At 35.7% G+C, this 16,486-nt stretch carries 14 protein-coding genes; 12 read left to right on the forward strand and 2 right to left on the reverse strand.

Translation table 11 applies throughout. The features are described from left to right. Positions 1-69 precede the first annotated feature (69 nt). The 5 genes from AC0L3Q_RS00690 to atpG are packed head-to-tail and all read left to right on the forward strand — an operon-like array spanning position 70 to position 5,096. Positions 70-570 (forward strand): F0F1 ATP synthase subunit B, encoded by a 501-nt coding sequence (locus AC0L3Q_RS00690; RefSeq protein ID WP_073315971.1) that lies wholly within the window; start codon positions 70-72, stop codon positions 568-570. Positions 571-578: 8 nt separating this feature from the next. Beyond that, a complete protein-coding gene (atpH, locus tag AC0L3Q_RS00695; RefSeq protein WP_473284210.1) occupies positions 579-1,106 on the forward strand; it encodes an ATP synthase F1 subunit delta in 528 nt (175 codons plus the stop codon). A gap of 11 nt (positions 1,107-1,117) precedes the next feature. Then, positions 1,118-2,590, forward strand: coding sequence for a hypothetical protein (locus AC0L3Q_RS00700; RefSeq protein WP_473284212.1), 1,473 nt, complete (start codon positions 1,118-1,120; stop codon positions 2,588-2,590). Positions 2,591-2,611: 21 nt separating this feature from the next. Further along, positions 2,612-4,192, forward strand: coding sequence for a F0F1 ATP synthase subunit alpha (gene atpA / locus AC0L3Q_RS00705; RefSeq protein WP_473284214.1), 1,581 nt, complete (start codon positions 2,612-2,614; stop codon positions 4,190-4,192). Positions 4,193-4,235: 43 nt separating this feature from the next. Beyond that, positions 4,236-5,096 carry an ATP synthase F1 subunit gamma gene (atpG, locus tag AC0L3Q_RS00710; RefSeq protein ID WP_073315967.1) on the forward strand — a complete coding sequence of 287 codons (861 nt, stop codon included), beginning with the start codon at positions 4,236-4,238 and terminating at the stop codon, positions 5,094-5,096. 72 nt (positions 5,097-5,168) lie between these two features. On the opposite strand, the gene AC0L3Q_RS00715 is transcribed toward atpG, so the two are convergent. Both AC0L3Q_RS00715 and AC0L3Q_RS00720 read right to left on the reverse strand, forming a co-directional pair. Then, a complete protein-coding gene (locus AC0L3Q_RS00715; protein WP_473284216.1) occupies positions 5,169-5,867 on the reverse strand; it encodes a LytR/AlgR family response regulator transcription factor in 699 nt (232 codons plus the stop codon). 4 nt (positions 5,868-5,871) lie between these two features. Further along, the gene (locus AC0L3Q_RS00720; RefSeq protein WP_473284218.1) at positions 5,872-7,548 is read right to left on the reverse strand and encodes a histidine kinase; all 1,677 of its coding nucleotides are present in this window, start codon (positions 7,546-7,548) and stop codon (positions 5,872-5,874) included. 161 nt (positions 7,549-7,709) lie between these two features. Between AC0L3Q_RS00720 and AC0L3Q_RS00725 the strand changes: the two genes are divergently transcribed. The 7 genes from AC0L3Q_RS00725 (at position 7,710) to AC0L3Q_RS00755 (ending at position 16,486) form a co-directional block, all read left to right on the forward strand. Then, a complete protein-coding gene (locus AC0L3Q_RS00725) occupies positions 7,710-9,563 on the forward strand; it encodes a serine hydrolase (RefSeq protein ID WP_473284220.1) in 1,854 nt (617 codons plus the stop codon). A gap of 207 nt (positions 9,564-9,770) precedes the next feature. Continuing rightward, positions 9,771-10,145 carry a hypothetical protein gene (locus tag AC0L3Q_RS00730; protein WP_473284222.1) on the forward strand — a complete coding sequence of 125 codons (375 nt, stop codon included), beginning with the start codon at positions 9,771-9,773 and terminating at the stop codon, positions 10,143-10,145. 12 nt (positions 10,146-10,157) lie between these two features. Beyond that, positions 10,158-12,083, forward strand: coding sequence for a dUTP diphosphatase (gene dut / locus AC0L3Q_RS00735; RefSeq protein ID WP_473284223.1), 1,926 nt, complete (start codon positions 10,158-10,160; stop codon positions 12,081-12,083). Positions 12,084-12,166: 83 nt separating this feature from the next. Then, positions 12,167-13,477 carry a glycosyl hydrolase gene (locus AC0L3Q_RS00740; protein ID WP_473284225.1) on the forward strand — a complete coding sequence of 437 codons (1,311 nt, stop codon included), beginning with the start codon at positions 12,167-12,169 and terminating at the stop codon, positions 13,475-13,477. A gap of 26 nt (positions 13,478-13,503) precedes the next feature. Next, positions 13,504-14,028, forward strand: a complete 525-nt coding sequence (locus tag AC0L3Q_RS00745) for a DUF4214 domain-containing protein (RefSeq protein WP_473287030.1) — start codon at positions 13,504-13,506, stop codon at positions 14,026-14,028. A gap of 35 nt (positions 14,029-14,063) precedes the next feature. Continuing rightward, positions 14,064-15,080, forward strand: coding sequence for a sugar phosphate nucleotidyltransferase (locus tag AC0L3Q_RS00750; protein ID WP_473284227.1), 1,017 nt, complete (start codon positions 14,064-14,066; stop codon positions 15,078-15,080). Positions 15,081-15,115: 35 nt separating this feature from the next. Beyond that, positions 15,116-16,486, forward strand: a complete 1,371-nt coding sequence (locus AC0L3Q_RS00755; RefSeq protein WP_473284229.1) for a tetratricopeptide repeat protein — start codon at positions 15,116-15,118, stop codon at positions 16,484-16,486.

A 16,486-nucleotide genomic window follows, 5' to 3' on the forward strand; every position in this document is an offset into this window, starting at 1 on the left:
TAACGGTTGGTTACAGCTGTTGTTACAATTTTTAAAATTAGACAATAAAAGAACATAATATAATTACTGATGGAGAAGTTAATAAATGATTTTTCGTTCGGCCTTTTTTTCTGGCAGATTTTACTTTTTGTAGGTTTAGTGCTATTGCTTAGAAAGTTTGCATGGAAACCAATAATGGAAGCGATTAACAATCGTGAAGAAGGAATCAAAGATGCCTTAGAATCTGCAGAAGCTGCAAGAAAAGAAATGCAAAATCTTCAGGCAGATAACGAGCGTATTCTTAACGAAGCCAGAGCAGAGCGTGATAGTATGTTGAAAGAAGCTAGACAGCTTAAAGAAAATATGATCTCTGATGCAAAAGCAGAAGCTCAGGCAGAAGCAGATAAGATTGTAGCTCAGGCACAAGCAACAATTGCTAGCGAAAAGAAAGCGGCAATTGCTGATTTGAAAAATCAAGTAGCTGGACTTTCTGTAGAGATTGCAGAAAAAGTAGTAAGACAAGAATTATCCGACAAAAAGAAGCAATTAGAATTGGTTGATTCTATGTTGGGAGATGTTACTTTAAACTAAGAAAATAGATGAGTAGAGCAGCAATACGATATGCAAAAGCAGTTTTGAGCATCGCTCAAGATAAAAACGCGACTTCGGCTATTCAAAAAGATATGCAGAGTATCATCGCTACCATAGATGAGAGTGCAGATCTTAGAATGGTGCTGAACAGTCCATTGATCAAAAGCGAAGTAAAACTAGCTTCTCTACGTGAGATTTTTAAAGGTACAGAAGAGATTACTCAAAAGTTATTCGAAACTTTGGTTCAGAATAAAAGGGTAAATCTATTAGGTGATGTTGCAAAACAATACAATGTACTTTTAGATCAATTAAACAATACACAAGTTGCTAAAGTGACTACTGCGGTTCCTTTGGATAAAGCATTGAGTGCAAAAGTACTTGATAAAGTAAAGGAGCTAACAGGAAATGAAGCAACTATAGAGAATATTGTCGATGAAAGTATTATTGGAGGGTTTATTTTGAGAGTGGGAGATATGCAGTATAATGCTAGTATCGCACACAAACTAACCGCACTAAGAAGAGAACTTAGTAACTAATCCAAATAACTATGAGAAATATTGTAACCATCGTACTACTTACTTTTAGTCTTACCCTTTGCGCACAAAAGGTTAAGGTTAAAAAAGGTGTAGTTTTAGTAGATAAACAGGAAACTCCTATACGAGTAACTACATCAGAAGGTGGCGACTATATTTTCACAGATTCATCTTCGGATAAAGTGTTTATCACTGCAAAACGAGAGGCTTACAAGGTTGACGAAACAAAAAGTTTCGAATGGCTAATATTAAAAAATGAGAATAGCGAGTTTGAGAACGAAATAGACATGAAGTATATGTCTTTTACCTTAAACATGAAAAAAGCTATTGCCGAGTTCTTGATGAAAGAGCTTGGATTTTTTGATGCTGCTGGTACCGTAAACAATGATAAGATTACTGCTTTTTTCAGCGAGAAAAGAGAACGAGCTAGCAAAGCAGAATATGAGCAACTAGTAGTTGCAGCCAAAGAAAGTGCTGCAGCCTATGCGGCTACAGAAAGTATCGGGATTTTCGTGGATCCAGAACTTAAGGAAATCACCAGGAAAGGAGAAAAGATCGGTACATATCGATTTGCGGATGCAAGTACTATGATCATCCGTGATTTAGACACGTACAAGATCGGAGTAGTAACTCAGGATGTAAGCGGAAATGTAAAAATAGAATCACAATTACTTACAAGTCCACTTACCTATACGACCAAAAACAGGTATAGCGCTACAGATAAGTATTCTACAAAAGAGTTTGTAATAGAGGCAGTACGTCGTATGCATACTCGTGGATTAGAGCTAGGACATAGTGCTAATGAGACTTTAGCAAAAGTAAACGAAGAAGCAAAGGCCGAAGCGATCAAAAGCTATGAAGAGGCAAAAGCAAATTCTGCAAATATCTATGGTCAGTTAGGATACGGTATTGATGATAAAGGAGAACGTTTTGAAGGAAAAGTAACTATGCTTTTTGAAGATATTCAAGATCCGACAGATCCATTGGCAGGAGGAACTATTGTAAATGTAGGAGGAAGTGATATTGGAAAAAAGGTAAGTATCATCTATCTAAACGAAAAAGAAAAGAAGAGAACAAAAACCTTATCAGCAAAAAAAGGTACTCGCTTCTGTACATTTGATAAGGAAGGTAATGAAACTTGTTATCAAGGTATAAAAGTAAAAAGTAACGGGATGCTTGCAGGTGGAGGAGATGCCTTAACTATAGGTGGTTCTGGTGCGCTTTTTATGCGAGAAGTATTCAAGGATGGGAAAGGAACTATTTATCAAGAATTCCCAAGTAAAAAATATTATCTAAGAGTAGAAGGTCAAGAAAAGGCATTTGATTTTGCTTTTGGACCGCTAATCAAAGAAGAAAAGAAGATCGCTAAGTTAAAAGAATATCTAGGTGGATGTGATTATGGAAATGGATCTTATGACGAAGCAGGTCTTCAAAAAATAGAAACGATAAAAGAACTTATTAATTTTTATAACAACTCTTGTAAGTAATCAAGAGAAATAATAGTAATTATGGCAGAAGTGAATCCTGCTGAAGTATCAGCAATTTTAAAACAACAATTATCCGGATTTGAGGCAACAGCTTCATTGGAAGAAGTAGGAACGGTATTACAAGTTGGTGATGGTATCGCACGTGTATATGGATTATCTAATGCACAGTACGGAGAGTTAGTGCAGTTCGAATCAGGGTTAGAAGGTATCGTACTTAACCTTGAAGAGGATAATGTTGGTGTAGTACTTTTAGGTTCTTCTATAGAGGTAAAGGAAGGTGCAACAGTAAAACGTACTCAGCGTATTGCATCGATTAATGTTGGAGAGGGAATCGTAGGACGTGTTGTAGACACACTAGGTAACCCAATTGATGGTAAAGGAGCAATCGAAGGTGAAACTTTTGAAATGCCATTAGAGCGTAAAGCACCTGGGGTAGTTTTCCGTCAACCGGTAAACGAACCACTTCAAACAGGAATCAAGTCTATCGATGCTATGGTACCTATCGGAAGAGGGCAGCGTGAGTTGGTAATCGGTGACCGTCAGACTGGTAAGACTACAGTTTGTATCGATACGATCCTTAACCAAAAAGAATTTTATGATGCTGGTGAGCCAGTATATTGTATATATGTTGCAATCGGGCAAAAAGCTTCTACTGTAGCAGGAATTGCTAAAGTATTAGAAGACAAAGGTGCTCTAGCGTATACAACTATCGTTGCAGCAAATGCTTCTGATCCTGCACCGATGCAGGTATATGCTCCTTTTGCTGGTGCGGCTATCGGAGAATACTTCCGTGATACTGGTCGTCCCGCATTAATCATCTATGATGATTTATCAAAGCAAGCGGTAGCATATCGTGAGGTATCTTTGTTATTACGTCGTCCACCAGGACGTGAGGCGTACCCTGGAGACGTTTTCTATTTGCACTCAAGATTATTAGAGCGTTCTGCAAAGGTAATTGCTGATGATAGCATTGCAAAAGATATGAATGACTTACCGGATTCGTTAAAAGATAAAGTAAAAGGTGGTGGTTCATTAACCGCTCTTCCAATTATCGAAACACAAGCTGGTGACGTTTCGGCGTATATTCCAACCAACGTAATTTCGATTACTGATGGTCAGATTTTCTTAACATCAGATTTATTTAACTCTGGTGTACGTCCTGCAATTAACGTAGGTATTTCAGTATCTCGTGTAGGGGGATCTGCTCAGATCAAATCGATGAAGAAGGTAGCAGGTACATTAAAACTGGATCAAGCACAGTTCCGTGAATTAGAAGCATTTGCTAAGTTTGGATCTGACCTTGATGCGGCTACATTAAATGTAATCGAAAAAGGAAAGCGTAACGTAGAAATTCTTAAGCAGGCACAAAATGATCCTTATACTGTAGAAGATCAAATTGCGATCATCTATGCAGGTTCTAAAAACTTGTTGAAGGATGTTCCTGTAAATAAAGTAAAAGAATTTGAAAGCGATTATATCGAATATCTTAATGCAAAGCATAGAGATGCGCTAGATACTCTTAAATCAGGTAAGTTAACAGACGAAGTTACGGATGTGCTTATATCTGCTTGTAAAGAGATCTCAGCAAAGTATAAAGCTTAATTAAATTCATAATTCTGAATTTCAGAATTCATAAGTATTAAAAATGGCAAACTTAAAAGAATTACGTAGTAGAATTACATCGGTATCTTCGACCATGCAGATTACCAGTGCCATGAAAATGGTATCGGCGGCAAAGTTGAATAAGGCACAGATGGCTATTACAGCAATGCGTCCGTATGCAGATAAACTGACCGAGCTTTTACAAAGCTTAAGTGCTTCTCTAGAAGGAGATAGTGCCAGTGCATATGCAGAACAACGTGAGGTAAACAAAGTATTAATTGTTGCGGTTGCCTCAAACCGTGGTTTGGCCGGTGCTTTTAATTCTAATATCATTAAGGCTGTAAGAGGCTTATACGAGAATGAGTATGCAGGTAAGCAAGTTGACTTTTATACAATTGGTAAAAAAGTAAACGATGTGGTTTCCAAAACGCATACCGTAGTAGCCAACAAAAATGAGGTTTTTGATGATCTTACTTTTGCAAATGTGGCTGCAATCGCAGAAGAGTTAATGGAGAAGTTTACAAACGGTTCTTATGATAAGATTGTTGTTGTATACAATAAGTTTAGAAATGCTGCTTCTCAAGATGTAACCACAGAGCAGTTCCTGCCAATTCTGCCGGTAGAAAATGCAACGGCTACTAATGTAGATTACATTTTTGAGCCTTCAAAAGAGGAAATCGTTGAACAACTTATTCCTAAGTCATTAAAGACACAATTGTACAAGGCAATTAGAGATTCTTTTGCTTCTGAGCATGGTGCGCGTATGACTGCGATGCACAAAGCAACAGATAATGCAACAGAGCTTAGAGATTCGCTTAAATTATCATACAACAAAGCTAGACAAGCTGCGATTACTAATGAGATTCTAGAGATCGTTGGTGGAGCAGAAGCGTTAAATAGCTAATAGATAATATCAACATCAAAAAAGCCTTATAAGCACCAGTTTATAAGGCTTTTTTTATATCCGCTAGGCATTTTATTTAAACAGCTCCTTCAACGTTTTGTATTTGGTTCTTCCAATAGGAAGTATTTCACCATTCTTAAGTTCTACCTGATACTTACTTCCAGAGTTTACTTTGATGGTTTTAATCTCCTCAATTTTGGTGATATATGATTTATGAATTCTAACAAAGCTATCCGGTAGAAGTTGTTCTAATTTCTCAAGGGATTTATCATGAAGAAAGGTGCTATTGTTGTTCAATACTAACTCCGAATATACTCCTGCTCCTTTGATATAAATGATATGTTCAATATCAATGAGTTTTACCTCTCCGCGTTTTTTGACGGCCAGAAACTTTATGTTTTTGTGAGAAGTATCTTCTTTATACATTACCCGATCGAAAGCTTTGTGTAACCTTTCTTTGTTAAATGGTTTAGGCACAAAATCCAGAACCCCAAATTCAAAAGCTTGTATAGCTTGATCTTTATAGGCGGATATGATAATGGTATGGAAGGATTGGGCAACTGTTTCCTTGAGGAGGTCAAAACCACTTTCTCCATTCAGATTGAGGTCCAAAAGAACAAGATCGACTTTATGCGTTGTAACAAATTCAAGTCCCTTAGCCAATGATTCCATATGCGTAATCTCAGATAACGTATTCAGGAAAAACTCCTTGGTCATTCTCATGATACGCTTAGCGATTCTTGATTCGTCTTCAATGACTAGGATGTGCATAAGCTTAAGAATAAATGGTTATGATATTTTTCCAACCTTCTGGAGTTTGATGAGATTCAAAACCCCATTTTTGACCATAGCTTTCGGTTAGGCGTGCTTTAATATAGGTGTTTCCGGTACCATCTTCAATGGTTTTTTCAGGATTTCGTAAGGAGGCAATTGTGCTCAACACATAGCTTCTATAAGTGGATGATGATTCTTGTGAAAGATGAAAACGAATTTCATTGTGTTTGTTGGGTATACAATGGGTGATTCCATTTTCTACCAGCGTATGCAATACGGCTGGAGGGATATTTTGGGTTGGATCAATACTTTCGTCGCTCCAGGAATAGATAATCTCTTTTCGATATTTCATAATATTGAGAAAGCTTCTACAAAGCTGTATCTCCTGATGGATAGGGATAAGTTTTTTGTCTTCAATCTGATTTAGTAGATCGAATTCTTCGGCCAGGGCTTCAATAAAATCAACTCCTTTACTTGGGGATTCCTCTACCCAATCTATCAAAGAGGTAAGGGTGTTCATTAAGAAATGAGGCTGTATTTTTTTCTTCAATAATTCATTTTTTAATCTGGAGGTTTCTACCAAAGAATGTTCAAAAGCCTCGCGTTGTTTTCGGATGTGTTGGGCAAGAACATAAAACATACTCAACAATAAGATGGTAAAACTAATGATAAGGCTAAAATCGTAGGTAATCATATAATACAGTAAAATATTGATCAGTAATGAGCCTAATACTACAATTGCATTTTCTGTTCTTTTATAGGCCGAAATACCTACGATGATTAGAGAAAAAATCCACATACAGATAATAAGAAGTTCTGTGGTATAATCGTATCTCCCTCTGAAATAGAAAAATATAAATAGCAATAGTATAAAGTAACAAGACAACAGTAACTTTCTTTTTGGGAGTGAAAATTGTATCGAGAAGTATACCGGGATCAAAAAAGCAATCAAAAACGTCAATACACCTATGATTTCCAGCCGAATGTAAAAATCGCTGTAGTGAATAGGGAGGAAAAATTTGATATACTCTATGATAATAAGTACCGAAAAGAGAAAGGAACATAAGCTAAATAACAGTACTGGAAAAAACCTTTTGTTATAAAAATAGAGCATGAAAAAATAAACGGCTGTAAGTAAAAAGGCACCTGCAAAAATGTAGGTAATAGCGGTTAAAACTACGGGGGACAGGATAAGGTTTTTATAGCTGCTTACTACAAAAGCAAAACCTCTTTTTTTATCTGGGTAATACTGTTGCGAAATGCGTAGCGCCAAAAGATGTTCTCCTTTTTTTGCCAGGGAATCAGGAATAATAAAGGATCGATCCACTTCTCCTTTTTTAAGGTGTTCCTTGCCTGGAATACCATTACTTCCTATCAAAACTTCATCCCAATACACTTCATAAGCGCCAAAACCATAGACAAGCAAACCTTGAGGGGTGTCATCTAGAGGGTGCTGATCTATTCGAATAGTAGTTCTTGCCCAAAAAATGGCATCCTTACTATTTTCTCTTTGCAACGACCAAGAAGCGTCATCAATGTTTTTTAATCGCCAATTTAGGTTGTCCCCTGTCTTGTATCTAATTTGGGGAGCTTGCACCTTAAAATCATTTTCGCAAGAGATAAAACAAGCAATACTAGTGATAAAGACAACAATTTTGAATATACCAAATCGGTTCATGAGCAAAGAGATCTTGATAAGGCTAAGATAGGACAAAAAGAAAGTCAAAAAATGCAGTTCAAATAACTATAGAGCAGTTGGTAAAGAAAACCTTTTAAAATGGTGTATAAAAGAGGAATTTAGATCCAGATAATCAAAATACGAACAAATACTTTATGGATATGAGAACTACAAAAATTAAACTGGGGATACTGAGTATCTTTTTTAGTTGTGCTTTGATGGGGAACATGATTTATGGCCAATCAAAGCCATCACAACGTTTAGAAGCGTTGACAGAACAAATCAATCAGAAAATGCAGAAACATCAACTTCACGGATTGAGTGTTGCTGTATTCGACGATTATAAGATGATATGGTCACATCAATGGGGGATCAAAGCTTCTGGTGCAACAGATAAAATTGACGAGAACACCGCTTTTTCTACCGCCTCTACTTCCAAAGCGATCATTGGTATGCTTTGTGGGATTTTGGAAGAAAAGGGACATATCAACCTTGATGATCCGATTTCAAAACATTTAAAACGATGGCAATTACCATCGAGTGAGTTCGAAGATAGCAAGGATATTACCTGGATGCAACTCTTATCTCATACTGCAGGTACAAGTCAAGGTGGATTTGCGGATTTTTATGAAGGAGATAAAATCCCTACCATTTTGCAAAGTTTAAAAGGAGAATTGCTGCCAAGATACGATAGGGAGATAGAGTTTTTATTTGAACCCGGCACCCATTGGAAATACAGTGGAGGAGGATACGTGATTATCCAGATGGCACTAGAAGATCATTTGAATACTCCATTAGCAGATTTGGTAAAAACATATGTTTTTGATCCGCTTGGACTTAAAAACACAACCATGAAACAACCTAATGAAGAAGGTTTTCTGAACAATGTAGCAAAAGTACATAACATGAAAGGAGAAATTATAAAAACGGGACTTCCGATCACTCCTCAGGTAGCTCCTTCAGGAATGTGGTCTACGCCTTCAGATTTGGCGATTATCGGGATAGAAATGCAAAATGCATTACGCAATAAAAACAACAAGGTGATATCTCATGCTGTGGCAAAACGAATCACCAAAGTGCTATCGCTGGATGAAGTAGGTGGTTGGAGTGCGGGTTGGAATAGGTCTTTTGGGATAGGAAATCGCGAATGGTTCTCTCATGGTGGATCGAATACGGGTGTTGGAGGAGAATTTATGGCTACCCTAGAGGGAGGAAGCGGCCTTGCAATCCTTGCCAATGGAGATAAGCCTAATCGATTTCCAGTGATGAATTTTTTGAGAAACGAAATTGTAGAGAGATGTAACTGGAAACAATCTATCGATCAAAAACTATTAAAAGAAATACCAGAGAACGTAAAAAATATGGTGGTTGGGTCCTATCTGGATTTCTTGTATCACGCGCCTGGAGTAAATAAGATTTTTGAAGAAGATGGTAACTTGTTTATTAGCTCGCCGATGTTTGAGTTTATGTTACAAAAGAAGAAAAACCAGATGTACTATGTGGGTAACAATACATTCAAAATTGAAGACTATCCAAATGATATAGAATTCGTGACTAATAGCAACTCTGCATTGAAGGAGATTGTGATTTTCAGAAATCAGACCAAAGAAAATAAAGTGGTGATTCAAAAAGAAGAAGTAAAAAATCATAAGACTCAGCTTATTGATGCCTTTTCGAATCTTGAAATTGTAGCCGCAAAACAAGAATATAAGAAGATCAAAGAATTAGCACCTGATCTTAAATTCGAAGAGATTTTAAATGAGTTCGGATATATTTTCTATATGGAGAATAATATGAAAAGGGCGATTGCGGTATTAGAGTTTAATCGCGAAGAGCATCCCGGTTCATGGAATACATATGACAGCCTTGGGGAGATCTATGAAGTAAATGGGCAATTTCAAAAATCAGTTATAAACTACAAAAAGGCTAGAGAGTTGAATGCTTCCCAAGAATACAAAGAAAGAGTTTCGTTAAAAATCAAGGAATTAGAAAAGAAGTCTGAACAAGAATTTTAGACAACTCTATTCTTAGAATTGACCTCATAAGGAAACTTATGAGGTTTTTTTGGTAAGAAATAAATTTTTCTTCTTTTTTACGTTTGATTTTCTATATTGATGTACATTTAATCAATAATAGCCATGAAATTAATGAAATCGCTTACTATAGCAATTACGTTTTTAGTAATATGCCCTCTATGTATACAATGCGCAAGTAGTCAGAAAATGGATAAGATCGCACCTATAAAAGTTGAAAACCCATATTTCGAGAGATGGAGTACTGACGATGAAAAAGGATTAACTATTTATATCCCTGTAGAAGAATCTTCAGAACTTGTGCTGGAACATGCGTATTTTAAGTTCAAAAAAATAGCACTTAGTAAAGAAGAAGGAACCTCCGTTTACGTCGGTAAATATACCTTTCCAAAGGGAAGTGACGAAAGGGTGATGAGTTCTGATCCGAAAGAAGAATTTAATAATACACCACCACCGGGTATAGAAAGAATTCCTTTTCAGCTTAAGGGTAACGAGTGTGTGATCAGTTATACCAAAAACGGTGTGCAAAGTCATTTTAAAATAGAGAACATTCAAGAGAAATAGCAGTACCACACATTGAGTATCTTTCAGAAATTATTTAAGCAAACCTTTATCTATGGATTGGCAACAGTTCTGCCCAGAATGTTGTCTTTTCTTTTGGTAATTGTTCATACCAAATATCTAGACGGCCCAATTGCCTACGGCCGTGTTACTATTTTGTTTTCCTGGATTATTGTTTTTAATGTGGTGCTTGCTTATGGTATGGAAACCTCGTTTTTTAGATTTTTGAATCTCGATAAATTCAAAAGTAAGGTTACAAGTACTTCAGCGATATCTATTGTGTTTTCTACTGCCATTTTTGTAGTTATCACCAGTTTGGCTCAAGATCAAATAGCATCCTTGATAGGTGTAGAAACAGAATTTTTGAGATATGTGATATGGATTTTGGCATTAGACGCTTTAGTGATCATTCCTTTTGCGCATTTAAGGGCTATGGAAAAACCTATGCGTTATGCAATCATTAAGATTATTAATGTGGTCATTTATGCTTCTTTGAACGTGTTTTTCCTGATCTTTCTTAAAGATCTTGCTTCTCAATCTGAGATGTTTCAGGAAATGTATATTGAAGATTTCCAGGTACAGTACATATTCCTTTCCAATGTAATTGCTAGTGGAGTTACCCTGCTATTGATGTTGCCTTTCTATCTTAAAATCAAGTATCGTTTTGACAAAGAATTATGGCAAAAAATGTTGGGCTACGGTTTCCCGATACTGATCTCGGGATTAGCATTTGCGATCAACGAGCATTTTGACAAAATCCTGTTAGAATGGATATTGGGAGAGAAAGAAGGATTGTTTGATTCTGGAGCCTATGCGGCATGTTATAAACTGGCTTTGTTTATGACTTTGTTTGCAACCGCCTTTAGAATGGGAATAGAACCTTTCTTTTTTAGCCATGCCAAAGAGAAGAACGCTCCCAAAACCTATGCTCAGATCACACAGTATTTTGTGATTTTTGGATGTGTAATTCTGATCGGAGTTATCACATTTTCTGATCTGCTGAAAGCGTTTATGATCAAAAATCCAGAGTATTGGGAAGCTATGGTTGTAGTACCTATTATTTTGTTGGCTAATCTTTGCCTTGGGATCTATCATAATCTTTCGGTATGGTATAAAATTACGGATAGAACCAAATTTGGAGCCTACATTTCTATTGTGGGAGCTTTAGTAACCCTTGTTCTTAATTTTGCTTTGATTCCAAAATATAGTTATCTCGGTTCTGCGATCGCTACCTTGGCAGCATACGGAACGATGATGATCCTGTCCTGGTATTTTGGTCGAAAATATTACCCAATTCCGTACAATCTTAAAAAGATCGGATTGTATCTTCTTTTATCCATAAGTTTTTCTGTAGTATCCTTTTATATTTTCGACAGTAATTATTTGATTTCTATCCCGTTGTTCGTACTGTTTTTAGTAATTTTGTACGCCTCTGAGAGAAGGGAATTGAAACAAATTTTAAAAAGTAAGGTCAACCAAAGGCTGATAGCAATTTTACCGATACCTATGCAAATCAAAATCATTAATAGATCATCTCATGATCTTCCTAATTATGAAACCATTGCCTCTGCAGGAATGGACTTAAGAGCAAATATAGATGAACCCATTACCTTAGCACCTTTGGATCGTGCCATTGTCAAAACAGGACTGTTTATCGAACTACCGGTAGGATACGAAGCCCAAGTGAGACCAAGAAGTGGTTTGGCAGCAAAAAAAGGAATCACAGTGCTTAATGCTCCAGGAACAATAGATGCAGATTATAGAGGAGAGATAGGAGTCATTTTGGTGAACTTGTCTAATGATGACTTTACTATCGAAAATGGAGAGCGAGTAGCGCAGTTGGTAATCGCGAAGCACGAACGTGCAGAATGGGTAGAAGTAACCGAATTATCTGAAACCTCTAGAGGTGAAGGAGGTTTTGGTAGCACTGGGGTGAAGTAAGTTTTTTTGATAATTAAATTAGTAACATAATAAGGGGGTAATGTTTTATTTATATAAAACACTAATGTTTAAATATTAATTTTATGAAAACTGTGAAACTTAATTTTTATCTTTTAATAGCCCCGATCTTATTCTTAACTAGTTGTGAAAAAGAAATTTTTAATGATTTAGAAGAGAGTGATCAATATACGATAGAGTCTAGTCTACCAAAAGTTAAGATGAATAATTCTATTGCAAATTTACCATTAATATTACCAGAAAATTTTAAATGGGGAGTAAATGGTCATCCTATATCATCCACGGAGTATAGACCACCTGTAGCCAATCAAAACTTAGATAAATATGGTAATTTACAAGTCGACTTAATAAAAGAATTTCAATTTGATTATTATAGAGTTGACTATAAAACAGACTCATCAGGGGTAATAAATGGGTGGGAATGGCAGCAATATTTTTATAGAAATCTAACAGAAAAACTAACTAATAAAAATATAAAGATATTACCCGTTTTAGGTTTAGCGGATCTGGATTTTAGCTTGACAAATGAGACACTATACAACCGAGGTTATAATCAAGCTAAAGGCTTTTTATTACATTATGATCAGGATTTTAAGAAGGATGATGAGAGTAATAAGTATATTGTTCTTGGTAACGAAGAAGAAATTAGATGTATTGCTCTTGATCAAAATGGAGATTGTGTTAAAAGAGTTATTACTATTGGAAAAGACGGCATAGATAAGGACGATTATGATCAAGACTTAGTCAACAAAATTGCTTCTTTCCTTGCAGGAATGTCTAAGGCAGTTAGAGAAAACCCAGAGTATAAAATTATTATAAATGTAACATGGAAGCATTCAGGATTTTTTGATTTATTGAATGAATTTTCAATTAATATAGATAATAAAACAGAATATGTAAGTTATGATATAATAGGGCATCATTGGTATTCGTATAATGAAAAAGAAGATGATCTTATGGATATTCTTAGCACATTTAGAGGCTTTGGCAAAGATATCTGGATAACCGAAGTAAATAGAACAAATGGTAGTTTGGGTGGTGAAATCGAGCAAGAGAAAAGGATGATATCTATGATGAAAAACTTAGATAAAAGTGGAGTTAAAGCATTTTTTGTTTATGAATTGTTTAACGAACCAAGAACTAGAGCGGATGATCCAAAAGAAGCTAGCTATGGCATTACAAAATGGATTAATAATGACCATCCTTTTTTAAGGGAGACGTTAGAGTACAAACCTGTTTCGGGCGCACTAAAATTTAAAGTCGAAGAATCAAAGTATGGATATGAAGATTATGTGCATTCTTATTACAGGACAATGTACCAAAGATCGCCTGGAATTGACGAATTAATTTTTGGAGAACTGCTTTCAAAAAACTAAGAGATAAGGAAAAATTCCTTCTAAAAATTTTACCAGAAGAAAATTATAAAAGATTCGTACAAGAACAATTCAGGAAACTATTAGATAAAGAAGGAGATCAATTAGGAATAGATTATTGGACAGAAAGAATGCGAAGTGGAGCCTCAAGAGAACAGGTAATTGTTGATTTTTGTTCTGGAAGTGATTTCTGGAACCGATCAAATCAGAACAATATTGATTTTGTAAGGCGTCTATATAGTAAACTATTAAATATTGAAGTTAAACCTACAGATTTAGATACTTGGGTCTATCAATTGAATAATGGTTTGCCGAGGTACTCTGTTGTGATAGATCTTATTAAAAGTGATGAGTTTTTAGAGTTATTTGTAAAAGAACAATATCAAATAATATTTGAGAGAACAGGAGAGGAATCAGGGATTAATTTCTGGAAAAATGAAATGAGAAATGGATTGAATCAACAAGGATTAATAATATCTTTTTTAACATCTGAAGAATTTTGGAGTAAAACAATAGTAAGAGGTTATGAGAGAAGAACATCCTTAACTTTCTAATGAGTAATTAAAAATAAAAACACAAAAAACATAACATGAAGATCATCGTACCTATGGCAGGAAGAGGTTCAAGACTAAGACCTCATACATTAACTGTTCCTAAACCTTTAATTCCTGTTGCGGGAAAACCTATCGTTCACCGATTGGTATCAGATATTGCCAAGGTTTTGGGAGAGCCAGTAGAAGAGATTGCTTTTGTACTTGGGGATCCAGCCTTTTTTGGAGATGATGTGGTGACTAGTCTAATAGAACTAGCAGAAAGTCTGGGAGCAAAAGCCTCTATTTATAGACAAGATCAACCTTTGGGTACCGGCCACGCCATTATGTGCGCCAAGGATTCTTTATCTGGACCAGCAGTTATCGCCTACGCAGATACATTAATCCGAGCAGATTTTAATTTGGATAAAGATGCAGATTCTGTTATTTGGGTAAAGCAGGTAGATCAACCTGAGGCCTATGGGGTAGTAAAACTAAACGAGCAAAGTCATATTACAGAATTAGTAGAAAAACCTAAAGAATTTGTGTCGGATTTAGCAGTGATAGGAATCTATTATTTTAAAGATGTTGGTGTATTAAAGAATGAATTGCAATATGTGTTAGACAACAACATCATTAACGGAGGTGAATATCAGATAAACGACGGTATCAAAAGAATGATGGTCGACGGAAAAGTTTTTGTTACCGGAAAAGTTGATGAATGGATGGACTGTGGAAATAAAAATGTAACCGTAGAAACCAATTCTAGAATGCTAGGTTTTTTACAAAAAGATGGCGAAAATCTGGTGAGTGATTCAGTTACTCAAGAAAACGCAACTATTATTGAACCATGTTACATCGGAGAGAATGTAACTTTAAGAAATGCAACGGTTGGACCTAATGTATCTATAGGAGATGACTGTACAGTAGAGAATACTAGGATTAAAAATAGCTTAGTACAAACGAAAACTACAATAAAAAATGCTAACTTAGACAATGCTATGGTTGGTAATCACGTAGTTTACGATGGGAAATTCTCGACCATTAGTATTGGAGATTATTCGGTTTTGGAATAATTTATGATGCTTTAATCGTTTAAGATGGATTTGTGATGAAAAGAAGGGTCTATATTTATTTATTTTGTTTGTCCTTGGGATGGGGCAATACAGTTGTTTTGGCTCAGGATATTGAGCCTAAACAAGAAGTAAATATTGATGATCTGGGAAATGTTTCTGACGAATTTCAAGAGAATTTCTTTGAGGCACTGAAACAAAAAGCGATCACGAACTACGATAAAGCGATCAAAGCTTTAGAAAAATGTATAGAAATAGATCCCAAGCCTAACTATCTATATCTCGAATTAGGAAAAAATTATCTCGAGCTTAAACTCTACGAACAGGCGGAATCCAATTTTCAAAAGGTATTGGAAGAAAAACCAGACGACCGATTTGTTCTCGAACTTTTATATGAAGTCTATTTCAAAGAACAAAAGTATAAAGAGTCAGTAGAAATTGTAGAAAAACTGGTGGTATACAATAGTCTGTTTAAAGAGCAGCTGGCTAATCTTTACTACATCGAAAAACGTTATGACGATGCTCTAAGAGTACTGGATGAATTGAATGAAGAGTATGGGATCGATACGTATCGACTTCAATTACGGAAACGGATTGCCTTAAAAATTACCGATCCTTCAAATCAGATCAGTAGACTTGAACAACAAATCAAAGAAAAGCCTAAAGTAGAGCAAAACTATTTGAATCTGATCTACATGTATAGTCAGGATAACCAAAAGGAAAAAGCATTCGAAACCGCTAAACGTCTTTTGAAAAAGGTACCGAAATCAGATTTGGTACACCTGTCTTTGTACAAGTTTTATTTGGAAAAAGGGCAAACCAAAGAGGCCATTCGCTCAATGGAGATTACATTAAAGAGTAGTAAAGTAGATACTGAAGCAAAGTATAAGGTAGTAAGTGACTTTTTACAGTTTATCAACACCAATCCAGAATATGAAAGTGAGTTGACTACGGTAATGAATGCACTTTCTGGAGATGGTAATGGTGCCAAGGTATTTACAGAATTAGGACACTTTTACTATAAAAAAGATCAGAAGGAACAAGCGCTTAATTTCTACGAAAGAGGAATCAAAGCGAACGCCAATGACTTTGGATTGCTAAAACGGATATTGCTGCTACAATTAGATTTAAAAAGGTATCAAAAAGCGGAAAACGGAAGCGAATTGGCCTTAGAAATGTATCCGGCACAACCGATCTTTTATTTGGTAAATGGAGTGTCTTTATTGCAATTAGAAAAGGCGGATGCTGCGATAGAAATTTTGACTACCGGAATCGATTACGTTATCGATGATTCGAAGATGGAATCCGATTTTTATAAACAAATTAGTGAAGCTTATCAAAAACTCGGAGACGAAAATAAGGCTTCAGAATATATGCAAAAGGCTATTCAGCTTCAGAAAAAATCATAA

It is taken from the genome of Aquimarina sp. KJ22-3 (genome assembly GCF_055808215.1).

Coding starts and splice junctions, on each gene's coding strand:
- atpG (WP_073315967.1), top strand. CDS start 4,236: ATGGCAAACTTAAAAGAATTACGTAGTAGAATTACATCGGTATCTTCG.
- atpH (WP_473284210.1), top strand. CDS start 579: ATGAGTAGAGCAGCAATACGATATGCAAAAGCAGTTTTGAGCATCGCT.
- AC0L3Q_RS00700 (WP_473284212.1), top strand. CDS start 1,118: ATGAGAAATATTGTAACCATCGTACTACTTACTTTTAGTCTTACCCTT.
- atpA (WP_473284214.1), top strand. CDS start 2,612: ATGGCAGAAGTGAATCCTGCTGAAGTATCAGCAATTTTAAAACAACAA.
- AC0L3Q_RS00715 (WP_473284216.1), bottom strand. CDS start 5,867: ATGCACATCCTAGTCATTGAAGACGAATCAAGAATCGCTAAGCGTATC.
- AC0L3Q_RS00725 (WP_473284220.1), top strand. CDS start 7,710: ATGAGAACTACAAAAATTAAACTGGGGATACTGAGTATCTTTTTTAGT.
- AC0L3Q_RS00755 (WP_473284229.1), top strand. CDS start 15,116: ATGAAAAGAAGGGTCTATATTTATTTATTTTGTTTGTCCTTGGGATGG.
- AC0L3Q_RS00730 (WP_473284222.1), top strand. CDS start 9,771: ATGGATAAGATCGCACCTATAAAAGTTGAAAACCCATATTTCGAGAGA.
- AC0L3Q_RS00750 (WP_473284227.1), top strand. CDS start 14,064: ATGAAGATCATCGTACCTATGGCAGGAAGAGGTTCAAGACTAAGACCT.
- AC0L3Q_RS00720 (WP_473284218.1), bottom strand. CDS start 7,548: ATGAACCGATTTGGTATATTCAAAATTGTTGTCTTTATCACTAGTATT.
- AC0L3Q_RS00740 (WP_473284225.1), top strand. CDS start 12,167: ATGAAAACTGTGAAACTTAATTTTTATCTTTTAATAGCCCCGATCTTA.
- AC0L3Q_RS00690 (WP_073315971.1), top strand. CDS start 70: ATGGAGAAGTTAATAAATGATTTTTCGTTCGGCCTTTTTTTCTGGCAG.